The organism is Legionella navarrensis (genome assembly GCF_052527415.1).
This window is the reverse complement of record NZ_JBNVZR010000016.1, coordinates 17,815-39,411: the sequence shown is the minus strand read 5'-3', so window position 1 is coordinate 39,411 and position 21,597 is coordinate 17,815. Positions and strand designations below refer to the sequence as shown.

The following is a 21,597-nucleotide window of genomic DNA, read 5'->3' as shown; positions in this document are numbered from 1 at the left end:
GCGTATGATTTCTTATATGGCTACAGATTTGAAATGGGTTTTCATCATGAAAAATGACAAATCAACGCATCAACCGACCCAGGAAGAAACGACAGCAAGCGTACCAAAAATCTCTTCAGTTTCACTAACATTACAATTATTAAGCAAAGAAAAAGAGAAAATCAAAGAGGCAGAAAACAAAGAGTCTGCTGATGAGGCAGCAAAAGTGCGCTGCACGACTTGCTTTAAAGAAATTGCACCCAATCGCCTTTGTTCCGGACATGCCAGTGGTGGTGGTGATAGTGCGACCTCGGATAACGCATCTGGGGGAAAAGCAAATCCTGGTGAAGATAAATCTTTCACCAAACCAGGAAGAATTGTAGAAACAATGGATGAACAGCCGGGCGCGTTTGATTCAGAAAAACTGATTTCAGAGTCCAGTTTTGACCCGAAAATAATTGCGGATATGATCGCCAAAGGATTATTACTGGTTGATAATGATCGCGAATCACTGACCCTTACCATTAAATTGCTTTGTGAGCCTGATATCTTAACCGAAGAACAAGGTGAAGAATTAAAAAAATTCATGGAAGCAATCCTGACAGAGTTTAATGCGTTTAAAGAAGAAAATGATCTTTCCAGTGATTGTGTGGAAATTGTTCAAGACGGGAAAGGAAATATCGTTTCTCTTCGTATTACCATACCCACATTGGCCTTATATGATGCATTTACCCAACGGCTGGCCAATAATTTGGTGCCCATACCCGGCCTGAAAGCACAAGAAAAGGATGAGGCCACTAAAGCGCAAAATCTTGCCACGAATCCACTTTCGATGGAGCACAGGCTTTCCCGAGGAGAAATAGAGCCTCAGCAGGATATTGAAGCTGAAAAGGCCGATGAAAAGGAACAGGTAATCTTTAATCCATCTCCTTTCAACATGAAACCCTGGTAAAATTATGGAGCGTTTTGGTGGTCGGTCTATATCCCGATTATGGAGTGCACACAAACTGTGTATTAATCGCAGTTATTTATATCAGATGGTTTGGAACTATCAGCGTGTCATCCCGGGTAGCCTGGTTTATAGCAAACGTTCATCTGTATTACACGGTGTGTACAATCGAGACCAACCAACTATAATGTATTTTAAGTACAATATGTTTAATGCGTGACTATTTATGGCGGCATCCAATTCCGAAATGGAAAGTTTATCTTCACAAGGATCTCTCCCAGCCCAATGGGCGGCGGATGATGTGGAAAAAAGAGAGCGTTTACGAACAACGATGGAAGCCGCTGGAATTACCGCTGTATCGATTGCCACCGTTGCAGGTGAGAAGGTGTCTTCGCGTGGTGAGCTTGATGTTCCTGATAGCGTAACTGGAAAGTCAGTGGCTGTTAATAAAAATACCGTATTTGGAGCGGCTTTGACCTGCCCAAACCGTTTCTCTGACAACAACACAACACTACCGGGAAAGATCAAGTGAAATCCGACAATTTCAAACAATACCCAAACCTTGATACTGATATTCAAACGTTAGTGAGTTAATCAATTCTCACTCCAGGTAACAGATAAAGGGGGTAAATTGACAAACTAAAAACAGCAAACTAAACACGTAGCTTACCAAATAGAGTATTTCTACGTATTGCCCTGCATTTGTTCGAATCTTATACTGAATATAGAAACGCACAACCAAAGGACGAAATAAATGAACCCAATTAAACGCATCTTTATTATTGGCCCCCCGGAATTGGCAAAGGCCTGGACGCAAAATTGTTAGCTGAAAAACTCGGATGGGAGTTGGTGAATGCAGATTTGGATCTGGAAAGTCGCATAGGTCGGAGTATAGAAGATATTGCTGGTGATAACTTTGGAAATGCTTTCTATCAAAATGTTATCGAGATATTGTCTGCGCAATCAAGCAAGCAAAATATTGTTATCAACACGGACCCTCACATTCAGAACAGTGGAGGGAAACCTTGCCAAAGCGATGGATATAGCAGGCTGAATTTCCAGTAAAGATCTGATAGCTTTATTTCACCACAAACCATCAAATTTGAAAGGTAATATGAGGGAAAATTATGAACACCAAAACGACCAATCTCGGGTTGCCCATTGAATACCAGAAATTGCCTCAATTTTTTGATGCACATAATATTAATGACGATACCGAAAATAAAAATGCGCTCATTGAAAAGCTGTTGGCCGGGCAAGGAGCAAAAACAATTCTGGACATGACCTGTGGTACCGGTTCTCAAGTCCTTTATTTGGCCCAGCGTGGTTATAAAGTAACAGGAAATGACATAAGCCCTGCTTTAATTGATATAGCACGAAATAAAGCCATTAAAATGAATCTGAGTGTGCCGTTTATGGTGGGAGATATGCGCACCATTAATGCAGGAACATACGATGCCGTTATTACCATATTCAGTGCAATAGGTCATGTCAGCAAATCAGACTTTGAAATAACACTTCAAAACATACGCCGTAATTTAAATGAAGGTGGTATATACATCTTTGATATCTTTAATCTACAAGCCCTTACAGATGAGGTTATTAAAGATTTTGTTATGGATATCAGTAACGTTCTTGATGGCATTTCATTTCGCAATCAGCAACACTCAGAAATTGACAAAGAAAATGGTCTTCTTATTTCTCATGATAACTATACGATTTCGAAAGAAGGCTGCAAACCTGAATGTCACACAAACACGTTTAGCCTGCAAATATACACAGCGCAGGAATTGCAGGATTTACTCCTAAAAAATGGATTTGAAGTTCTCAACCAATATGATATGAATGGACATCCGTTTATACCGGACAAGAGTCTTAATATTTTAACAGTTGCCAGGATGAAATAAAAAAAACATTAAACTATGTCAATACATCTCTTATTTTTTTATCTTGTGATGTATGTTATCAGTCGGGTTGTTGGCGAGAAAAGTACATTCCTTATACATTGTCATCAATGGCAATGATATACTAAAAACTTTGCTACAGGATGGCGAGGCGGATGGTCTTAATGACAAATAAGGCGGCTGTTAAATGGGCTATCAGCACCCTGGAATCCAATGGTTACAGCACAATTACCCACCGAGAAATTGTGCAAACAGCCTATTCTGTAATCCATAAAATTGTGACCTCCCGTGAGAATTTCTATTTAAAGCAGACACCTGCATCCACGACATTTTCGCTTGAACCTGCCATTACTCGGTTACTGGAAAATAAATTTCAAGCACCCGTACCTTCAGTTATTGCTGTTCATGAAGAACTTCATTGTTTTTTGATGAAAGAGGCTGGAGTCTCTTTACGTGCTTATTTAAAAACGAATTTTCAGCCCAATCTGATTTTTGAGGCTATAAAGCAATTTACCCGCATGCAACGGACGGTGGAAAACCATCTGGAAGACTTTGTCGCACTGGGGGTTAGTGATTGGCGGAAAACATTACCTGTCTTATATGATAAGCTTCTCGATGATATTGCTGTTCTGGAAACTGAAGGCTTAAGAGCCGAGGAAATTCAACGCTTAATCAGTCTAAAACCCCAACTTACTGAGGAATTACAGCTTCTGGTTCAGTACGCTGTTCCTCAGACAATAGTCCAATGTGATTTCCATACGAACAACATTCTGATTCACCCTGATACCAAAAAATTGATTTTCAATGACTTGGGGGAAGTTGTTATTACGCATCCATTTTTTTCGTTGCATGGATTCCTAAAGCAAGCCATTACTCATCATGGTATTAAAGAAGGTGATAAAATATATAATCAACTGCAGGAGGCCTGCCTGGAAAATTGGCCAGAGTTTGAGGCTATGACGGTCTTTTCATTAACTAAAAAATTATGGCCACTGTATTCAGCATTGATTTTTTATCGTTTTATGAACAGTCTTGATAAAGATGTTTTTAAAGCATTAAATGCTCATAGACCCTATCGATTGGCTGGATTTTTAAGAGAGTATATTGCCTGATGAACGATGGTAAAAATAATACATTGATTCTTTTAAACGAATTATCCAATAAAATAAACGAACTCTATGGTTTTGTCAAAATTGCTGGTGAAAATTTTGGAGAGCCGGCAATAAACTCCGGGCCATGTGGTCCATTTGCTTATGCCTTTTGTAATATTTGGAACCAAAAATTTACTGAAAAGGTAACTATTGCATTTATTATGGTAAAAAATTCTGATGAATGTTGGCATGTATTGATTAGATTGCCAAACCGGCTACTTTTTGATGGTGGTTTTGGCGTACATTCAGAAGATATGTGGGATAAAGAGAAATTTGATACAGTGGATATGCTTAATTTTGATCTCCAACTATTGGAAAAGCACTCTGGTGGTTTAAATAGAGAATATCCTCGATACTGTCCCAATTTTTCTATCGCTGAAGTTATTGACTTGATAACAAATTGTATCAATCTGATTGAATAATAAAATGAATTTGCAATTCTTTTTGTGTTCTCGGTGATTCTTTTAACCCTGCATAATCGAGGATAATAATGAGAACTAATGCAATATCCCCTGCACCAGGATAAATCTAACTTATCTTGCAGGTGATATATACCTGTGCCGGGGTAGCTAGGCTCTCTCATATAATTTAGTACTGGAATTTATTAATCTGGATTTTTTTCAAGAAAATTTAACACATCATTATTAAATTGCTTCGGATCTTGTAAAAAAGAAAAATGACTGACCGAAGCTTGTATCAGCAGACGGGAGTTTATGATTTGTGCCGCCATAAACTCCGTATTACCGCGTTTAACCACCTCATCGTGATCGCCATCTACAATCCAGACAGGAACTGTGATTTTTTTCAGTTGTTCTTTTGTAAAATCTGGTTGGGTTGCCGACATGTTGCTGAGTTTATCAAAGAGGGTATTATACCCTTTTGGAGTAGGGGATAACTCCTCATACTCGTTCCGTGTTCGGGCGATATACGCTTTAAACACCGAACTTTTAAAGATATCTGATTTAACACCTGCCGGATCAGAATTAGCTCCATAAGCAAACAGTTTGGTTAGTCGTTTCGGGTGATAAATTGCAATGTGTAAACCCAAAATTGCACCATCACTCCAACCAACTATTGCCGCTTTTTTAATATGCAAGTAATCCATCAGTCCCAGTACATCTGAAGCCATTAAGTCGTAGCTATAACGCTGATCATTTCGCGTACTTCTTCCATGACCTCTACTGTCCATTACAATGACTTTATAATGCCGAGCTAATATGGGTACCTGTTTTCCCCAATAATTTGAATTAGCAAGTCCGCCATGAAGCAAAATGATGGGTTGTCCACGTCCATAGGTGGCATACCAGACTTGCACACCATTAATCGAGGCATAACCGCTTTGCTCAGCTTTCGGTAAAGTTGGTGTTGGTGGTAAGGTTAGCCACTGAGGAACAGCATATGCTATCGCAGAGATTCCCAAAAGAAATATTAACCTTAATAAGAATAAATAGTGCTTCATATCATTGACCTGTAAATTTCCATTTTTTCTCACCAGCAACGTATCATTGTAAGCTAAACCTCATCAGGCCCACACTTTATATATGTATTTTTGTACAAGGGGATACATTCATTAAATGATGGATTTGTTTTTTCTTTAAGATAGGTATCAAAAAAACCGAGCAAATACGTGTTAACAGCCTCGGTGATTTCCCAGCCATTGCCCTCGCCCAACGGTGCTGCGAGCATGGTATGAAGTACGGCTATTTTCTTTACGACCGGTTCAAGCTCAGCAGTTGACATCTTTTCAAGAGACATGCCAGATAAATCGTTTAATTCTCTACCAAGACCTTCAATGATACTTATATCAAAATCTGTTTGCTTTGCTTTGTTCACATAAATGGCACCACGCCATTCACCGTCATTATTAACAAGGATATACGTTTTTTTTGTAAATTTAGTAAGTTCTTGCGAAGTAGGTTCGTGTGTCATTATTTTTACATCGAATGCTTCTTTAATGCCTTGCTCTTTGGCATAAGTTAAAAATTTTTTGAAAGCCGGAGCATATTGCAAGGTTGAATAATCGGCAAAATTTCCGTGATAGCTGTAGGTATGATTTTGTTCGTCAGGGGAGATTACGACCAGGTAGCCATTGTTGCCTAGTTCAAATGTAACAGGTAGACCGGTAGAGACTAATGTTCTGTTAGCAGATATTTCATGCATAAAAGGAAACGTAAATTTATTCCTGGCGTTATTTGTTGTATCAAAACCGATATCAAGTGTCGCTCCCGCTTGAAACCATGTTGGATGCTCGTGTGATATATCTGCCAAAACCCTCCCTCCCATTGAATGCCCAAATACGCCGAGTCGGGTGAGATCCATTGCAACAAAAACAGCATTTAGATTGTGTTGACGCTGTATTGCATTATAAACATAAGATAAATCATTTTTTTGTATTGGTACCAGTGCAGCTTCTATTTCTTCAGGACTTTTGGGTGGTAATTTTTCTGGATCAATAATATGGCCATTTGGTAATTCAACAAGATTGATAAAAGGGCTGCTGATGCCAATGACAATATAGCCATGACTAACCAATTCGCTTATAGAGTTTTCATAAAGCTCAGGTGGCCAGCCTAAACCTGGAATAAAAAAAAGGACTGGAAATTTTTGATTTTTAACAATGTCAGATTTTTTCTGTGAAAAACTCGTAATATGCTTAAATTGATTTAGCTCATTTTGTGGTGTATCAGGAATTAGTCCTTGAATTCCTTCAAGCATGGATTTTACAGACGGCGGATAATAAGGTGAGTATGATCGATTTTTTGGGGAGGAAGGATAGTATATTCGCGCCATAATTTCATGACAACGTTTGATGTTATTGGGGCTGAAATCATCCTGATTTTTCCCGTTAAAGTTCACATCAGGGCAAGCATCTTGATTGATCCAATGAACATCTTCAAATCCAACATGATAAGCTCCGGTTGGACGTTTTAAAAATTTTTTAGTTGAAAAACTGATGTCTGTTTGACTATATCCTGTTGACAGGAGTAACAGGAAGAAAATGGAAATAAAGATGTTTGATTTCATTTTATTCCTCAATTGGACTCAGCCATTATAATAGATCTCTTGTCCGGATTATATCAGAATTGCTCAGGGAGTGTCCTCAATCTGCCGGTGAAATCAATTCATAATTCCGAATTTCCACCGTCAATGGCTTCATATATTTGCTCAACTTTCGGCAGTTACAGGTATGTTTTCTCCTCTAAAGTATGATTATTTATGATTGTATGACGTTATGAATCATTCGCCGCGCCAGCGTAGCCAATACAGGATTAGAATTTTTGTAATAGGGCAGCATGATAACCGCGATGGACAGCGCCCAGCCCCTACCTCTTTGCCAAGTGTTTTCATCGATACTGTATAAGTGATCTTTGAACACGCTTCTGGATTGAGCGTTGAACAAACTCCATGCAACAATCAGATCACAAGCCGGATCGCCAATTCCGGTATCTGTAAAATCGATAACAGCGCTCAGTCGGTTATTTTGAGTGATGATATTTCCGGGTAAAAAATCTCCGTGTACCCACACGGATTCTTTATCCCATTGAGGAGTATCCGATAAGTTATCCCATAAAGCGGTCAGCGGTTTTGTGTCCATGTCCTTTTGTAATGCTTTGAGCGCAGTGCGCGTTTCCTGATCCAGATTTTTTAACGGAACACCGCGTCTTGAAAAAGGACCATCAGCCAGTCTGATTGCATGAAGATTATTAATAAAATCGGCCAAATCTTTGGCGAGCAGTTCATATTCGTTATCGTTTTCAAAATCCGGATTTTGTCCATCATACCATTTAGCAATGAGCCACGGCCATGGGTAATGGTCATCAGGACTGCCTTTAAAAACAGGTTTGGAAACAGGTATCGTCAACAAATGCGCAATCTTTGGAATCCACTCGTATTCTTTGTTAATACTGCGAACAATGCTGCCAGGTGCCCATTCAATGCGAGGCAGACGAACAATATAGTCATCTCCGAGACGAAACAAGGCATTGTCTGTACCGCTTGACGAAACCGGTTGCATGGTTAGATTGGCCCAGCGAGGACACTGTTTTTCAATCAAATTTTTGACAAGAAATTCATTGATTTCAAGTTCGTTTTCGTGCATTTTCGCCATGAATATCATCCTTATGATAAACAAAACTGCCATATACTAATGTATTACTCTGTATCTCTTTAAGAAAATCATTTCCCATATTTTTTAGTCAAAAAATGCTTTTCCAGTGTTTATTCAGCAAGTCGTATAACACTCATGGAATCATTCAGGTTAACCAGTAAACTGGCTTGATGAATTTGATCTATCATGAACTCTGCACAAGGTTTTACAAATGAATAGATATCATCCCAATGTTCATTTTCTACTCCAATACAAATTAATTTGGCGCGTTGCATCACGGGCTGATGCTCTTTTGGCAGATGATGGATTGCCCAATCTGCTGCGTCAGGTTTAGATCTAAACGCATTGGTTTTCAAGGTACTCCAGGTTCGTGCATAAGTCAGCAGAACATTTCGGGTATCGTGCTCCAGGTCGGTAATAAGTCTGCTTTGATCGTAAAGCAACGCTTTAATATAATCTCTCCAGGGTATTTCAGGCAGTAGCTGCTTTGATTCCAACCCAAACAAGGTATCACTTTTTAATAAAATCTGGGTAATAATCAGCGCAAGATCGGGCATTTGCTGAGTCGTCCATGGTTCAATATTACCCACTTCAAATGATGCTCTTAGCCATTCGCCATATTGAAAATCAAACTGTGCCGGATATTGCCATGGATTAATTGCTGTATTTTCAACAAGGGTCATTTCAATAGGTCTTTTGGTGCCTTGCATATAAATACCCGAAATTTGTAGAAGCCGGGTAACCAGGCGGCATCTCTCTTCCATGGTTGTTGTGCGACTTGTTAATACAAATAAATCAATGTCACTGTAGCGTTGCAGTCCACCCACAAGGGCTGAACCATAAAGATAAACCGCTAACAGATCAGGCCCTAAAATAATTTTCAATAATTCCAGGCTTTCTTTAAGTTGTTGTTGTATTTCAGGGCTATAAGTATTCGACTTTGGTTTCATAAAGCTCGGGTTAAACGATTTTTTCATCGTTGCTGGCAGGCAGGCTTCCTCAATTGTTTTTGAAATTTCGGTAACAACGAAGGACTATAACAATATTTAACCTGATTTATCCAATACTATTATGGTCTCACCTTCAAAGCCACAGAGCAGTTCGCTCAAATTTACTGTCCTGAGTTTGAACAAGGATGTCATTATACACGCGAAACACGGCATTTTTGCCTTGTTCCAACCAAAACACCTGTTTAATATACGGCTCAGCTCGTTGATTTCCATGACTCCATGCCTTTTCTTTGAACAGAAACGCTGGGATTGTCTAACTATCTGAACAAACATCATCTGAAAAAAAATGGCGATGCAAAAAGTAATGACAATACTTTGGCCGCTATTGTATTGCGCGTTGCGCAAAGCGATCCTGCGCAAAAAGAAGTCACGATTAAGCTGATTATTAACTTAATCCGCGATTCAGAGGTGTAGCAGATTTGTAACAAACTGTAGTATTGTACACGTAGTTGCAGGCTGCTTCAGGCAGTAACTGGCAATTCTTTACATCGCAATTCACTGATTTTATTGTAAATATAGCTTGTGTTATTTGGCTTCGAACCAAGGTGTCGGGGGTTCGAGTCCTTCCGAGCGCACCATTAATCGAAGTATAATCATAGTTTGCTTTGTCATTTTTAATTGATTTGGATCTACATCTTCATGTTACTTATACATTTTTTTAAGAAGCTGGCTGTATTGGGTTTTTTATTGACAATAACTCAGGCTGCAGTTGCATCTATTGCTGAAAGAGAATGTGGGGGCACAGTTTTTCAAGTAAAAATAAATAATCTGGATTTTTTCTCTGAATATAAGCTTTATTACAAAATAAATACGACAAAATGGAAAATATTTTATATTCCTAAGGCTGAACATCTTAGTGTTGCATGCATAAAAGATAAGAAAAACAAAGAGCTTTTGCTTTTAGAAGAAATATGCGGGGGGAGCTTCTGCTCAGATGATGGATTTTATACCTTGTTTGATCCGAGCACAAAAAAAATGCTCGTAAAATATAGACCATTACCCTCATCTAAACTTTATGAAGATATTGATGATGACCCTGGCGAGGTACATGCTAAAGTCAGGAGGTCTGACCACGAGCAAGATAATCATAAGAAAATTGCTAAGGTGTTAGGATATGCGCCGCCATATTTACCTGATAGTAAAGATACATTTTGTTGCAATCAAATTCAAAATTAAATCAATACAAGGGGTTTTGGATCTGTTGGCAACCTACTTGTTTGCTTAATTGCGCGCAATATTCAGTTGGAGACAACTTGTCGTGAAAAAGATTTCTGCATTGCCCACAATTGGAATTCCGGTTTATTTGTGTGGAAATTTTATAGAAATCAGTCTACAAAGATAGTTTGAAAATTAGGGGAGTTATGAATGGAAAAATTTTTTCTTAGCTATCAAAAAAATGATAAAGTCGAATCGGTAGAAGTTAACTCAGGAGAAATTGTTTTTGTAGTTGGTGCAAACGGCACAGGAAAATCTACATTAATGCATCACTTTGCTACACAAAATAAACCTATTGTAAAAATAAATGCTCATAGACAGTTATGGTTTAATTTCGATAATCTTGATTTAACTTCCGAACAAAGAGATCAAAATAAAAAAGAAATTTTGCAACATGATTTGCAAGCCAGTTCAAGGTGGAGCGATAGGTATTCTGTCCCACGGATCCAATGCACTCTATATAACATTATAGATGCTGAAAATGTACAGGCACGAAAAGTTGTTGAAATGTTTCGTTCTGGAGCAGAAGATGATGCAAAAACACTAGCTGGCGCTCCCTCAAAAATCCAAATAATAAATGAAATATTAAAAATTTCTCATCTAGATTTTGCGATAAGCATTAATCAAGTTGGTAGGTTGGTAGTTTTACGGGGGGGAGGTAGACATTATCTTATTAAAGAGCTTTCTGATGGGGAACGAAATGCCTTGCTTACTATTGCGGAGGTTCTGACTGCACCAGAAAATGCGTTAATATTATTAGAAGAGCCTGAAAGACATTTGCACCCTTCAATTGTCTCGCCTTTATTAACCCAATTATTGGTTGCTAGAAAAGACTGTGCTTTTGTAGTTTCATCGCATGATGTATGGCTACCATTAGGCCAAAATAATGCTGCTGTTTTTCTAGTGAGAAAATATAATCACCAACCTCAGTGGTGGGATATTGATTACATATCCTCAATGCAAGAAATGGATGAAGAAGTAGCAAAGGCTGTTTTGGGTTCGAGAGGAAAAACACTATTTATTGAGGGGGATTTTTCTAGTTTAGATATACAGATATATGAAATATTATATCCTGAACTATCAATCAAACCAGTTGGCAATTGTGCGGAAGTTGAGCGAATGGTAAAAGCATTGAATTCATTTGAAGCGATTCACAGAATATCGGCCATAGGTATTATAGATCGAGACTATCGAACGGACTTGGTATGCGAAAAGCTGATAAGTAATCGTATTTTTCCTATTAAATGCTATTCAATTGAATCGATATATTATCACCCAACTGTTATTTCTTGGGTGTTAGGAGGAGTTGAAAAGATAGATTTTGATAAAAAATTCGAATCTTTAACAGATTGTATTTTGAGAGAATTCAACAGAAATAAAGATGTAATCGTTGCAAAGCGAGTTGAGCAAAGGATTAGAAAGAAGGTCGTGAGTCAAGCGCCAAATTGGGAATTGATTCGAGATGAAAAAGGTGATATCAAGATTACTGTTCCAGTAAGAAGGGTGTTTAATGATGAAGTGCGCATAATAGATTCTCTTATACGTAATAGGAATATTGAAAAGATATTATCTGATTATCCAATTAAGAAGACGGGTATAACACAATGCGTAGCAAGTTTGCTAGGATTTCATTCGCCAGCAGATTATGAAGATGCCGTCAGAGAAATATTTCGTAAAGATAGAGCGAAAATCAATGAATTAGATTTATTAACGGATGTCACCGAATTTGTTGCTCGGTGGGAGGAGTGAAACATGGCCATTCGGAATACAGGACATGGAGATAGGTCTCATTTTGACTACTCTTCCGAGCAAAACAAAGGGTTGAGAATCAGTCGGCTTCAATTTAGATACAAGGTATGCGAATCTGCACCATATGTTTTTTGAGCTTCGGATAACTTGTAGTAGGATAACTAATCAGAGATATATTTGTTAATTTTTTTAAGTAAAACCTCTTCTAGAGCAGCGAATGGTTTAAAACTACGCAGCAATCCGCATTGTGACATGTCAATTTAAAATAATATCGGATGTAAGGCTGTCAGAGCAATTAAATCAAGTCATGTGTGATTTGAGCCTTCAATAATATCCGTATATTTAATAGTATTTAATAACGAGGAACAGGATGCCATGAGGCTATAAACTTAAATCCATAGTTAAGTAAAAACAGATTGTGGACACGCCTTAACTCGTAGTTGAATACATTGGTTTTACATGGTTGATTTAATTATATTCTGTTCGGAACTAAAATCTTCCAGCTGCTCAGGCATGGCATGCATCAGAAGATCTATGATATTTTTGTTATTGCTTTCCTGAGCAAGAGACAAAGGTGTATTTCCCAATCTATCGGTTACATCAGTGAGTGAACCATGTTTTAAAAGTAGATCAACCATTTCTTCCTTCTGTCTCCAAACGGCAAGATGCAAGACCGACTTTCCACCATCAAGTGGCAGCTTGGGATCAAATTTGAAATTTACGTCGGCTCCACTGTTTATAAGTACTTGAACAACTTCAAAACTGCTATAGTTAACTGCTTCATATAAAATAGATACTGGATAATATCTATCAATTAAACAATTGACATTGGCTCCCAGTGTAATTTGGTTTTCTACTTCCTCTTTATTACGATGAATAACTGCAGTAAATAGCGCTTGATCCTTTGGATCCAACGTCTTCAATAATCTCACTCTTGCCGATTGTGCAGAAGATAGTCCAGGAATTTGAAACATTTGACACCTCTCATTACTTATATATATTTTTAAGTTTTAATTAAAAATTGGAGAAAGCGGCGACGCAACGTGTCAGATCATTATTCTTGGTTGAATTGTTGCAATTATTCATTCTCCAATCTATCAGCCTTGGTTAACTCCGGTTGTAACTCCATAGCTGAATGATTATATTTTATCAAAGCGATCTTTTTTGCAGCACCGTATAAACTACGGTATTTTCAGAAGACCTGGTTACTTGCGACCAGGATTTCTTTGTTAGCAGGTTGAGATGAAGCTTATAAATCAAGCCTTTCTTGCGATGTACATGCTAACTCGAATTGTTCGACTTGTTTCAGTATTGAGGTGTAGTTTGAAATAATATATGGCATGGTGCACCTCTACTTGCGTCAAAATGAGGTTAATTATAGAGTATCTGCAAGGGGGGCTGGAAGCTGAGTTTCCGGTTGTTTGTAGCCCTTCATCGCTTTTTCACAATACCAAATATATTGTTCAGTCTTAACGGGAGCAAAACCAGTTCGCATAATCAAAGATTGACTATTTCGCATAAGCATTATTTTTTCGGATCGCAACAGGGGCACTGATTGATAGTTGAAATTTTGCGACTCAGAAAATCCACCGTGCTGCGTGCTGAAAAATCTCGCGCGAACTCGCACAGTCTTCGAACCAGGCAGCTTACTGATGTATTCTGCACCGTTAATATCCTCACCCGAAAACGCAATTTTCGTTTTGTGTTGGTAAAGGTTTTTTTATCACGGTAGACGCTACGAAGGGGCGCCAATAGTATTAGTTATCTCATCACAAAGAGAGCGCAGCTTTAGTCCGCTATAGCGAGTTGGAATATTTTCTATTAAGGCAGCAGGTATTCTTTTTTTATCCATTAATTCATTGATTTTAAAAAAACCTTCTTGATTATAAGATAAGTGTTCAATTTGCTGAAAATCATCATTGCCGATTTTTTGGGTAAGCCAGACCTGACAGGAGTTTTTTGTTTCCCTATATCTTAATGTATTGCGTACATTAGGTAGCACACTAAGGAACAAAGGTATAGTAAAAAAGCTTGGCAAAGCACCCATAACTTGAATCAGTCTGTAAAGCTCATCTTCTTGCATTTGGTGTTTAAGTTGGGGATGGGAAGCCCACTCGTTAGGGAGGTGAAAAATAAAATAATAGATAAATGATATGAATAAAACACCATAGACGGTGGCTTCACGACGAGTGCACGTTTCACCAGCTCTATTTTGCAAATATCGATAGGCCACCGATCTTACGTCATTTTTCTCCATACTGGATACAGTATGGTTTCTTATTTTTGCAGCCTGCCTTTCACAATCCATTGGGGCTCCTGGAAGAAAGAAGAGTGTATTCGTTGGTGAGACCCGTTTAAGTTCAAGCTTTTCTTTCATTATATTAATAATCTCTGATTAAAAGGTTGTGCATTTCAGGGTAATATTATTACTACCTTTTTATAGTTGCGCATCATACTCAGAATTTTGAAATAATTAAAGTCATCAAGCTTATATTTTGTATAATATGTTATCTTATCGGTCTTTATGCCATAAATTTCAAGCTGTTAGTGAAAGCATTGGTAGCTTGATTTCCGGATTTTTTAAAACCCTGGTTTTCTTTTCTCGATACCAAATAAACTGCTCCGTTTTAACCGGCGAAAACCCCGTCCGCATAATCAATGTCTGACTACTCGGCATACGCATAATTTTCTCAGGGCGCATTAACGGCACCGATTGATAGTTAAAACTTTGCGACTCAGAATCCGCCACGCTGTGTACTGACCGATCCGGCACGTATTCGCACGGTCTTCGATCCAGGCAGCTTGCTGATGTACTCCGCATCGTTGATATCCTCAGCCGAAAACGCAATTTTTGTTGTGATGTTGGTAAAGGCTTTGGCTTCATCGTGGGTGTATTGTTCATAAGTCTGGGCTATGTATTGCAGCATCAGGATGCAGCGCACTCGATATTCACGCAGCAACTTCACGGTTCGGCGCAGGCGTTCTATTGGTCCTAATGAGGAAAACTCATCGATCAGGCATAACAGCGGATATGGTTCGTCTTTTTTATAGGGAACTTTTCTGATCATCACGGAGATAAGTTGCTGCCAGAATAGTGTTAACAATGGTGCCAAACGCTCCATTAGACCACGTCATAGTCCTTCTTGCGGAAACAGCAGTATTTATGATGGGAGTTTCAATGGCCAGGTTATCCCTGGATCAGGTGTTACAGCACAGCTGCTTAATGACCATGGTATTAAGGTATTCAATGAATTGGAGTTGTTTGAGGCAGACGCATATCTGCATTCTCAAGCGTAGGGCGGGTTGTGTCTTGCAGGTTGCGGTGGCGACGTTTGGCCACTGCTCTCTGAACGTCATTTGAACATTAGGCTTTGGCCCAACAAAAAATATCTCACCAGATCCATTGTTGGGCCAAGGCCCAACCTACGCGTGCTTTAAAAACTCTAAATGTGCCTTTATTGTCGGCCATTCACTCGCAATAATGCTATAGACATAGGTATCACGTAGCGTTCCATTTGGCATGATCATATGGTTTCGCAGTATTCCATCAAGCCTGGCGCCGAGTCGTTCAATGCCTTTCCGGCTTTGATGATTCAGTGCATGCGTTCTAAACTCAACCGCTATGCAGTCCATGGATTCAAAGGCATATTGGAGCAATAAGAATTTGCATTCTGTATTAATGGCTGTGCGTTGAGCGCTTTTACGATACCAGGTTCCTCCTATTTCCACCCGTCGATGTTCGCGCTCAATATTGAGATAAGTTGTCATTCCAACGGCTTTCTGTGTCTGGTTGTCTATGACTGTAAATGGAAGCATGGAGCCTGTCTGTTGCAGTGTTAAACGCAGCTCAATGTTGTCTTTTACTTTTTGTGGTTCTGGGACGAAGGTATACCAAAGCCTGGATAACTCTCCGTCTGCGGCGGCTTCTGACAGTGCATCGTGGTGCTCTTGTGATAAGGGAACAAGGGTACAATGCTCACCTGCCAATGTGATGGGATGAACGGAGTTTTTCATCTGGATACTCAGGTTAAGCGAAAAGTGGGTATGATAAGCTTTGCAGCCTGACCAGACAAGAGACGTACCAGATTACCAACTCATGTGACGGCATATCAATGCTTGTCCTGATAAGTTAAGGATAACAGCGTACGTTTCTAATCGATTAGACCATATTGGTACCATGTCGTGCTATTTTACAATAGCCTCAATTTTATCCAGACTCCATACGCCGCCAGCGGTCAATGCTCTACACATCCCTGTCCATCTGTCTTTCGTTTGTACAAATTTATTTCCATTCCAGACCCATTCGTCTATTGACCAGCAGTCTCCAATACCGCGACCTTTTTGACTGCTGCTAATAATCCCTGAATCGTAGTCGGATGCCATTGCGGTAACAAAAACTGCTTTGCCTGTCAGAGAATTATTCATAACCCAGACACCATAACCTTCGTTATAAGCAGCACGCCAGCACAGGGTTTTTACAAGGACTTTTTGATTGCTCAATTTATATAGTTCAATCGGTTCGAATCGATCCTCTTCACATAAATCATCATCGGAATTTTGATGAGTCGTCATGAGGGTGGAATAAATGGCTTTGTATTGTCTGCTGCCTGGTTGCAAAATTAAATAAGGTTTCTCAGCTGTAATGACATGTTTCACAGTGAATTCTGGCTGGGCAGCAAGCACTTCGGACTCATCGGCCTTGCCTTTTTTAACCAAAGCACCCTGCGTGCCAATGCGTTTCTGAAAATCATCCATTTTCAATAAGACTGCCGTCATCCCTGCATCTGAAATGTTCCATTGATAATGGACATTTTTAATCTTAATCCCGGTGTGTTGTCCTGGCTCATGTAATAAGGCCTCGACTTGTTGATTAGAGAGTTTACCCATCGCTGGATCCTCAGCATCGTCTACAGTAAGAGGGCCCAGGTCTTTATCATTTACGTAAAAGTGAAGGTTTTTAAGCTTGTCTGCATCAATTTTATGCTCTTGGTTAGACAAGGCAAACTCAGCCGTTACGGCCTGTTTTGGTCCGGCTTTACGCGTCAGTAGTATGGATGCCGGAAAGTTAAAATCCTCATCCTTTTGATAACCCGCTGCCCGGCATGTTCCGGTGTTACTGCAAAAGATTTCCCAATCCCGGTGAGTAAAGGAAATCCCCTTGATTTCCTGGGCCAGAGCACAGGAGCTTATTGCTGCCAGGCAGCAGGCTGATATTGTATTTTTCATTGATTTCACGCTCATTAAAATTAGAGTCTGTTGACAACTCAGGTCACGCTCCCCTGATATGGAGAGCCGATAGTTATCATGCCTGAAAACCGGGTATAATGCGGCAATATTATAAAGCAGGCTGGCAGGATAGCGTAGGTCTGGCTTTTTAGGTGTAATCCTTTATGAAAGAGAATAGCTATCGCTGGGCGCTGGTCGATATAGAAACGACGGGCCTGCATGTGACTCATGATGCCATTATCGAAATTGCGGTTTATATCATCACCGAGTCAGGTGTTGTGACAACCTGGCAGCGCTTGATTAAACCGCCACGCTCCATACCTGAGGCAATCAGTGCCGTAACGGGTATTACGAATGAAATGGTACACGCTGCGCCAGATTTTTCAGCGATTTCTACGGAATTGTATGAGTTGTTGGAAGGTTGTGTGTTTGTGGCACACAACGCGCGCTTTGACTATGGCTTTATCAAGAATGCTTTCAGGAATAATGGAATAAGCTTTCAGGCCCCCGTGCTGTGTACAATAAAATTATTAAAAGAGCTTTATCCTCAGCAGGAATCCTATCGTTTAGCCTCTATCGCAAAAGCGTTGAATATCAGCATGCACAATCATCATCGCGCTCGGGCTGATGTAGACTCGCTTCATCAAATTATCCTTACCATGGCGCAGCGTCATTCCTGGCCGCATGTGCTTTCTGTTGCAAAAAAACTGTATCAAAAATCCAGCATCCCCTCAAAATTAAGTACCGATGTGAGTCAGTTACCGGATACGCCGGGCGTTTATATTTTTTACAGCAACAATAATCCGTTGCCGCTTTACATCGGTAAGAGTATTGCGATCCGTCAGCGGGTGATGTCGCATTTTTCCGGGGATTATGCGCATCCTAAGGAATTTACGCTCAGCCAGCAGGTTGAGCGGATAGAGGTCATTCCCACGGCCGGGGAGCTGAGCGCTTTGTTACTTGAGTCGGATATGATTAAAGAGTACATGCCTGTTTATAACCGCAGATTAAGGCGCAGAAAAATCCTGGCAGGTTTCAGATTACAGGAGCAAAAGGGCTATTTCACGCTTGCGATTGCTCGTGAAACGGTTGATGACGAAAATCATGCCAGGCAACATGGCATGTATGGTGCTTTTCGAAGTGTAGCTGAAGCCAGGCGTGTGCTGATTCAACTGATTAAGGCTCATGATTTATGTCCCAGGCTGTGTGGGCTGGAGCAGGGCAGTGGCCCCTGTTTTTCCTATCAATTAAAACGCTGTAAAGGCGCGTGCATCCAACAGGAACAGGTTGAATCTTATAGCAGGCGCTTATTGGAATCATTAAAAGAATACCAGGAAGAGAGCTGGCCATATCCGGGAGCGATCGCCATAAAAGAGCATTGTTCTGTCCATCAACTGACGCAGTTTAGCGTGTTTCATCAATGGCGGCACGTCGGTTCCGTATCAAACGAAAAATTATTACATCAATGGCGCAGACTCGCTGAGCCAAAGTCCAGTCATACCTATGATACGTACAAGATACTGCAGTCTTATTTAAGGCACAAAGCAGATAAAGACCGCATTATTGAGTTGGATTGATTCCAGGGTGTTAGATGAATACGCTCGTGCCGGCCGGTTTTATTTTTATCATTTGATTGATTACAAAAATAAATTTTCGAATATAATGCCCGCGATAATTACAGTCTGGATGTTTTATGAAAATATTAATTACAGGTGCCAGTGGTTATGTCGGACGTATTTTAACTGAACACTTCTGTCAACGTCATCAGGTCTTCGCTGCTGCTCGAGACAGCTCAAAAATCCTAAGTCAGGCCGTTGAGCGTTGCACGCTGGATGTGCTTGCGCCGCAACAAATTCAAAGAGCCATAAAATATACGGCACCCGATCTGGTTATTCATGCAGCTGCCTTACCCAAACGCAGTGCGGCAGGCGACGAGGAATTTGTGCAAACGAATGTGGAGGGGGCTGCACATATTGCACATATGACGGAAAGTTATTCAGATGCGAAATTTATCATGATTTCCAGTGGCTGCGCTTTTGAACAGACAGCAGGAAACAGGATTACTCTGAGCTCCCCCCGTTCATCCGCCTCAGCATTTGCACGGTCAAAAAATTTAGCCGAGACAGCAGTGCGTTACGCATTCCGCAGCGCGCCGCAACGACTGGCTATTGTTTATCCGCCGGTGATTCTCCATCCATCTCAAACAGCGGGGATCATTCCTTCGTCTCTCAAAGAAGCGGTCAGAACACGGATATTAACGAACAGGGTTCCTGAAGGGCATGTGAATTTTGTGCATCATGCGCGCTTTGCCGAGTTACTTGAAGCAATCGCATGTCAACAGTCAGGTTCCGGCATGCGTCAATATTTATTAACGGGAACCCGGTTCAGCACAGATGATTTTTTTACAAAACTGCAGGGGTTGTTTGCAGATTTAACTGTTTCAAGCTCAATTTGCAGGGTTACTGATTACAATTATGAAACGATGTGCGAAGCCGATGAATCTCAATTGCGTCAGGATTTTCCCCATTTCGAGTGGGGGGCTATTGATGATGTGATTGAAGATATTGTCCGCAATAACGCAAAGCTGTCAGCCATATCTGCCACCCGCTCTGCCACGGCACGCATGCTTGAAGGACTGGAGCAACCCGTGTTAATGCCCTCCTGGATTCCCGGTGACAGGCGGGAGCAATTGGCGCTGGACAGGACTCTGGCAATACAGGAACAACAGGTATTAACGGCTGCATGTGATCACGGTGCCCAGTTGTTTTTAGAAACCCGTCATCAAATGAAGACAGCCAAACGTAGTGATGGTGATTTCCCTTACCCCGTTTTTGAACCTGTTCTAAGACGATTGATTCTTAATTTAGTCATTAAATTTAAAGCAGAATTAACTCAGGAGAAAAGTCCGCTGCGTCGCCTTATGGACGAAGGTCTGTATTTATTGGCAGACCACTTACCGTATAAAAAAACAATGCGTTTTGTAACCAGGCTGTTGCAGGAAGTTGACACATTATTTTTATTAAAGCACCCTTCGCTGACATCATGTTTTCATAAGCAAAATGCGGAGCATGTTTTGGAAAAACTCCTCCATTGCGCACCGGATGTCTTGTTATTTCCATCATTTCAGGAGGTAGATGTCGATTACTTCCTTCGTACCAGGCCAACCCCGTTTCATATTGTCGGGATAACCTTTAGTGGATTTGAGCCAGGTGAAGCCTTGCCTTTTGCTGATGGGTTTGCAATGAAGCCTTCTGAATTTTATTGGCATGATATAGGGCATATTGAATTCATGCACAATAAGGATCATGCCTATATTAAGCAAAGTTTCAAACCGCTGGAGCGGATTATTTCAGAGTGGGACTTTACCCGTCGCCGCATTTCTTCATATTTAACCTCCATCCACTCTCAGATTAATCTCCTTGATGCGACGAAATTAATACTATTTGAACTGTTGCATGAGCGGGGATTTCAATACAGCCTTGTTGTCTTAAAAGCGGAACTTGATACGCCTAAATGGACAGAAATATTAAACAGAAAATTTACAAATAATTACTACAGAAATTCCCCTGAAATAAATCCTGCCTTATTTGGCGAGCTTGAAACGGCGAGGTTGCAGCTGTTACGATTTGCTGAGATTACACGCTGTCAGGACCAGCAAAAATATATTGAAGCAATGCATGGATCTCATATCGCCCTGCGTATAACAGATTTCCCACGGGTGAACTATGGACAGGGTTTTCTCCACCAGGTTGTTTTTCATGCTGCAAGAACCTGTGTGGTTTTAGCGAGAGATAATAAGTACACAACTTGCGATGTCTCAGAGTTAATTCTGGCACAGATAAACCCGACCTTGAATTCTCCTTTTGATTTCGAAACCCGTCGTCAACTTGTGCAGGCATTGGCCACGAATGACGTTCATTCAATCACATTAGATACGCAAAAAAATATGTCAGTACTATTAAAAAGCGGCCGAACAATCGCATTGGAGGATTATATGCCTCAATCATCATACGCTGATGTCAATAGCCATAACCGACATTTTTTTGAACTGGAGCAGGTGCTCGGTAGCTTTGAACGCGGTGAAATAATTTCCTATACGCAGCAAGAAGAGGCGAGGGTGTATATTGGCACCGTTCATCCTTGTTCCAATACCACGCGGATTACAGTTCGTAATAAAAATATGACGATGGATTTAGAGCTCGATAGAGTGCTGATTGATCCCTTGCAAAAGGAAGATTTTCTGGCTCAATCAACAGATAGATCGGACGCGCCTTTGCCTGCGTTATTCTAAATCTGTCAATCTGAG

General features: G+C 40.3%; 23 protein-coding genes and 1 pseudogene. 12 read left to right on the top strand and 12 right to left on the bottom strand.

Annotated features, from left to right (window positions below; translation table 11 throughout):
* Positions 1 to 46: 46 nt before the first annotated feature.
* The 6 genes from ACQUTA_RS10240 (at position 47) to ACQUTA_RS10215 (ending at position 4,405) form a co-directional block, all read left to right on the top strand.
* On the top strand, positions 47 to 931 hold the full coding sequence (locus ACQUTA_RS10240) for a hypothetical protein (protein ID WP_444988145.1): 885 nt from the start codon (positions 47 to 49) through the stop codon (positions 929 to 931).
* A gap of 223 nt (positions 932 to 1,154) precedes the next feature.
* Positions 1,155 to 1,460: a hypothetical protein gene (locus ACQUTA_RS10235; RefSeq protein ID WP_444988143.1), complete on the top strand. Its 306-nt coding sequence runs from the start codon at positions 1,155 to 1,157 to the stop codon at positions 1,458 to 1,460.
* 263 nt (positions 1,461 to 1,723) lie between these two features.
* Entirely contained in the window at positions 1,724 to 1,993 is a 270-nt protein-coding gene (locus ACQUTA_RS10230) for a shikimate kinase (RefSeq protein WP_444988166.1), read from the top strand.
* 62 nt (positions 1,994 to 2,055) lie between these two features.
* Positions 2,056 to 2,835, top strand: coding sequence for a class I SAM-dependent methyltransferase (locus ACQUTA_RS10225; protein ID WP_444988142.1), 780 nt, complete (start codon positions 2,056 to 2,058; stop codon positions 2,833 to 2,835).
* 161 nt (positions 2,836 to 2,996) lie between these two features.
* Positions 2,997 to 3,944 (top strand): phosphotransferase, encoded by a 948-nt coding sequence (locus tag ACQUTA_RS10220; protein ID WP_444988141.1) that lies wholly within the window; start codon positions 2,997 to 2,999, stop codon positions 3,942 to 3,944.
* Positions 3,944 to 4,405 (top strand): hypothetical protein, encoded by a 462-nt coding sequence (locus ACQUTA_RS10215; RefSeq protein ID WP_444988140.1) that lies wholly within the window; start codon positions 3,944 to 3,946, stop codon positions 4,403 to 4,405. The genes ACQUTA_RS10220 and ACQUTA_RS10215 overlap by 1 nt, the downstream gene beginning before the upstream one ends.
* A 182-nt stretch (positions 4,406 to 4,587) precedes the next feature.
* Here ACQUTA_RS10215 and ACQUTA_RS10210 read toward each other — a convergent pair whose 3' ends face one another.
* The 5 genes and pseudogenes from ACQUTA_RS10210 to ACQUTA_RS10190 form a co-directional block, all read right to left on the bottom strand.
* Entirely contained in the window at positions 4,588 to 5,442 is an 855-nt protein-coding gene (locus ACQUTA_RS10210; protein WP_444988139.1) for an alpha/beta fold hydrolase, read from the bottom strand.
* A gap of 53 nt (positions 5,443 to 5,495) precedes the next feature.
* A complete protein-coding gene (locus ACQUTA_RS10205) occupies positions 5,496 to 7,007 on the bottom strand; it encodes an alpha/beta hydrolase (RefSeq protein WP_444988138.1) in 1,512 nt (503 codons plus the stop codon).
* 190 nt (positions 7,008 to 7,197) lie between these two features.
* Positions 7,198 to 8,091, bottom strand: coding sequence for an aminoglycoside phosphotransferase family protein (locus ACQUTA_RS10200; protein ID WP_444988137.1), 894 nt, complete (start codon positions 8,089 to 8,091; stop codon positions 7,198 to 7,200).
* A 110-nt stretch (positions 8,092 to 8,201) separates the two neighbouring features.
* Positions 8,202 to 9,068 (bottom strand): aminoglycoside adenylyltransferase domain-containing protein, encoded by an 867-nt coding sequence (locus ACQUTA_RS10195; protein WP_444988136.1) that lies wholly within the window; start codon positions 9,066 to 9,068, stop codon positions 8,202 to 8,204.
* Between the two features lie 90 nt (positions 9,069 to 9,158).
* Positions 9,159 to 9,314 (bottom strand): annotated as a pseudogene (locus ACQUTA_RS10190) (IS4 family transposase); the annotation flags it as partial.
* A 36-nt stretch (positions 9,315 to 9,350) separates the two neighbouring features.
* Between ACQUTA_RS10190 and ACQUTA_RS10185 the strand changes: the two are divergent.
* The 3 genes from ACQUTA_RS10185 (at position 9,351) to ACQUTA_RS10175 (ending at position 12,065) form a co-directional block, all read left to right on the top strand.
* Positions 9,351 to 9,515 carry a hypothetical protein gene (locus ACQUTA_RS10185; protein WP_444988135.1) on the top strand — a complete coding sequence of 55 codons (165 nt, stop codon included), beginning with the start codon at positions 9,351 to 9,353 and terminating at the stop codon, positions 9,513 to 9,515.
* Between the two features lie 225 nt (positions 9,516 to 9,740).
* Positions 9,741 to 10,277: a hypothetical protein gene (locus tag ACQUTA_RS10180; protein WP_444988134.1), complete on the top strand. Its 537-nt coding sequence runs from the start codon at positions 9,741 to 9,743 to the stop codon at positions 10,275 to 10,277.
* Between the two features lie 189 nt (positions 10,278 to 10,466).
* The gene (locus ACQUTA_RS10175) at positions 10,467 to 12,065 is read left to right on the top strand and encodes an AAA family ATPase (protein WP_444988133.1); all 1,599 of its coding nucleotides are present in this window, start codon (positions 10,467 to 10,469) and stop codon (positions 12,063 to 12,065) included.
* Positions 12,066 to 12,520: 455 nt separating this feature from the next.
* Here the strand turns inward: ACQUTA_RS10175 and ACQUTA_RS10170 are convergent, their stop codons facing one another.
* The 5 genes from ACQUTA_RS10170 to ACQUTA_RS10150 all read right to left on the bottom strand — a co-directional run bounded on the left by ACQUTA_RS10170 (position 12,521) and on the right by ACQUTA_RS10150 (position 15,133).
* Positions 12,521 to 13,039 carry an ankyrin repeat domain-containing protein gene (locus ACQUTA_RS10170; protein ID WP_444988132.1) on the bottom strand — a complete coding sequence of 173 codons (519 nt, stop codon included), beginning with the start codon at positions 13,037 to 13,039 and terminating at the stop codon, positions 12,521 to 12,523.
* A 401-nt stretch (positions 13,040 to 13,440) separates the two neighbouring features.
* Positions 13,441 to 13,758 carry a type IV secretory system conjugative DNA transfer family protein gene (locus tag ACQUTA_RS10165; protein WP_444988165.1) on the bottom strand — a complete coding sequence of 106 codons (318 nt, stop codon included), beginning with the start codon at positions 13,756 to 13,758 and terminating at the stop codon, positions 13,441 to 13,443.
* Positions 13,759 to 13,800: 42 nt separating this feature from the next.
* Positions 13,801 to 14,442: a hypothetical protein gene (locus tag ACQUTA_RS10160; protein ID WP_444988131.1), complete on the bottom strand. Its 642-nt coding sequence runs from the start codon at positions 14,440 to 14,442 to the stop codon at positions 13,801 to 13,803.
* A 159-nt stretch (positions 14,443 to 14,601) separates the two neighbouring features.
* Positions 14,602 to 14,766, bottom strand: coding sequence for a type IV secretory system conjugative DNA transfer family protein (locus tag ACQUTA_RS10155; protein WP_444988164.1), 165 nt, complete (start codon positions 14,764 to 14,766; stop codon positions 14,602 to 14,604).
* Between the two features lie 34 nt (positions 14,767 to 14,800).
* Positions 14,801 to 15,133 (bottom strand): type IV secretory system conjugative DNA transfer family protein, encoded by a 333-nt coding sequence (locus tag ACQUTA_RS10150; RefSeq protein WP_444988163.1) that lies wholly within the window; start codon positions 15,131 to 15,133, stop codon positions 14,801 to 14,803.
* On the opposite strand from ACQUTA_RS10150, the gene ACQUTA_RS10145 reads away from it, so the two are divergent.
* The gene (locus tag ACQUTA_RS10145; protein WP_444988162.1) at positions 15,126 to 15,362 is read left to right on the top strand and encodes a 2-thiouracil desulfurase family protein; all 237 of its coding nucleotides are present in this window, start codon (positions 15,126 to 15,128) and stop codon (positions 15,360 to 15,362) included. The genes ACQUTA_RS10150 and ACQUTA_RS10145 overlap by 8 nt on opposite strands.
* A gap of 126 nt (positions 15,363 to 15,488) precedes the next feature.
* Here the strand turns inward: ACQUTA_RS10145 and ACQUTA_RS10140 are convergent, their stop codons facing one another.
* Together ACQUTA_RS10140 and ACQUTA_RS10135 are read right to left on the bottom strand one after the other, a co-directional pair.
* The gene (locus tag ACQUTA_RS10140) at positions 15,489 to 16,079 is read right to left on the bottom strand and encodes a GNAT family N-acetyltransferase (protein ID WP_444988129.1); all 591 of its coding nucleotides are present in this window, start codon (positions 16,077 to 16,079) and stop codon (positions 15,489 to 15,491) included.
* Positions 16,080 to 16,250: 171 nt separating this feature from the next.
* Positions 16,251 to 17,291, bottom strand: coding sequence for a DUF1176 domain-containing protein (locus ACQUTA_RS10135; RefSeq protein ID WP_444988128.1), 1,041 nt, complete (start codon positions 17,289 to 17,291; stop codon positions 16,251 to 16,253).
* Positions 17,292 to 17,455: 164 nt separating this feature from the next.
* On the opposite strand from ACQUTA_RS10135, the gene ACQUTA_RS10130 reads away from it, so the two are divergent.
* Both ACQUTA_RS10130 and ACQUTA_RS10125 read left to right on the top strand, forming a co-directional pair.
* A complete protein-coding gene (locus ACQUTA_RS10130) occupies positions 17,456 to 18,868 on the top strand; it encodes a 3'-5' exonuclease family protein (RefSeq protein ID WP_444988127.1) in 1,413 nt (470 codons plus the stop codon).
* Positions 18,869 to 18,984: 116 nt separating this feature from the next.
* On the top strand, positions 18,985 to 21,582 hold the full coding sequence (locus ACQUTA_RS10125; RefSeq protein ID WP_444988126.1) for an NAD-dependent epimerase/dehydratase family protein: 2,598 nt from the start codon (positions 18,985 to 18,987) through the stop codon (positions 21,580 to 21,582).
* Positions 21,583 to 21,597 lie beyond the last annotated feature (15 nt).

Excerpts from the sequence above, each read along its gene's own strand:
- ACQUTA_RS10240 (WP_444988145.1), top strand. The coding sequence starts at position 47 with ATGAAAAATGACAAATCAACGCATCAACCGACCCAGGAAGAAACGACA.
- ACQUTA_RS10235 (WP_444988143.1), top strand. The coding sequence starts at position 1,155 with ATGGCGGCATCCAATTCCGAAATGGAAAGTTTATCTTCACAAGGATCT.
- ACQUTA_RS10225 (WP_444988142.1), top strand. The coding sequence starts at position 2,056 with ATGAACACCAAAACGACCAATCTCGGGTTGCCCATTGAATACCAGAAA.
- ACQUTA_RS10220 (WP_444988141.1), top strand. The coding sequence starts at position 2,997 with ATGACAAATAAGGCGGCTGTTAAATGGGCTATCAGCACCCTGGAATCC.
- ACQUTA_RS10215 (WP_444988140.1), top strand. The coding sequence starts at position 3,944 with ATGAACGATGGTAAAAATAATACATTGATTCTTTTAAACGAATTATCC.
- ACQUTA_RS10210 (WP_444988139.1), bottom strand. The coding sequence starts at position 5,442 with ATGAAGCACTATTTATTCTTATTAAGGTTAATATTTCTTTTGGGAATC.
- ACQUTA_RS10205 (WP_444988138.1), bottom strand. The coding sequence starts at position 7,007 with ATGAAATCAAACATCTTTATTTCCATTTTCTTCCTGTTACTCCTGTCA.
- ACQUTA_RS10200 (WP_444988137.1), bottom strand. The coding sequence starts at position 8,091 with ATGGCGAAAATGCACGAAAACGAACTTGAAATCAATGAATTTCTTGTC.
- ACQUTA_RS10195 (WP_444988136.1), bottom strand. The coding sequence starts at position 9,068 with ATGAAAAAATCGTTTAACCCGAGCTTTATGAAACCAAAGTCGAATACT.
- ACQUTA_RS10180 (WP_444988134.1), top strand. The coding sequence starts at position 9,741 with ATGTTACTTATACATTTTTTTAAGAAGCTGGCTGTATTGGGTTTTTTA.
- ACQUTA_RS10175 (WP_444988133.1), top strand. The coding sequence starts at position 10,467 with ATGGAAAAATTTTTTCTTAGCTATCAAAAAAATGATAAAGTCGAATCG.
- ACQUTA_RS10170 (WP_444988132.1), bottom strand. The coding sequence starts at position 13,039 with ATGTTTCAAATTCCTGGACTATCTTCTGCACAATCGGCAAGAGTGAGA.
- ACQUTA_RS10160 (WP_444988131.1), bottom strand. The coding sequence starts at position 14,442 with ATGAAAGAAAAGCTTGAACTTAAACGGGTCTCACCAACGAATACACTC.
- ACQUTA_RS10155 (WP_444988164.1), bottom strand. The coding sequence starts at position 14,766 with ATGCGCCCTGAGAAAATTATGCGTATGCCGAGTAGTCAGACATTGATT.
- ACQUTA_RS10150 (WP_444988163.1), bottom strand. The coding sequence starts at position 15,133 with ATGATCAGAAAAGTTCCCTATAAAAAAGACGAACCATATCCGCTGTTA.
- ACQUTA_RS10140 (WP_444988129.1), bottom strand. The coding sequence starts at position 16,079 with ATGAAAAACTCCGTTCATCCCATCACATTGGCAGGTGAGCATTGTACC.
- ACQUTA_RS10135 (WP_444988128.1), bottom strand. The coding sequence starts at position 17,291 with ATGAAAAATACAATATCAGCCTGCTGCCTGGCAGCAATAAGCTCCTGT.
- ACQUTA_RS10130 (WP_444988127.1), top strand. The coding sequence starts at position 17,456 with ATGAAAGAGAATAGCTATCGCTGGGCGCTGGTCGATATAGAAACGACG.
- ACQUTA_RS10125 (WP_444988126.1), top strand. The coding sequence starts at position 18,985 with ATGAAAATATTAATTACAGGTGCCAGTGGTTATGTCGGACGTATTTTA.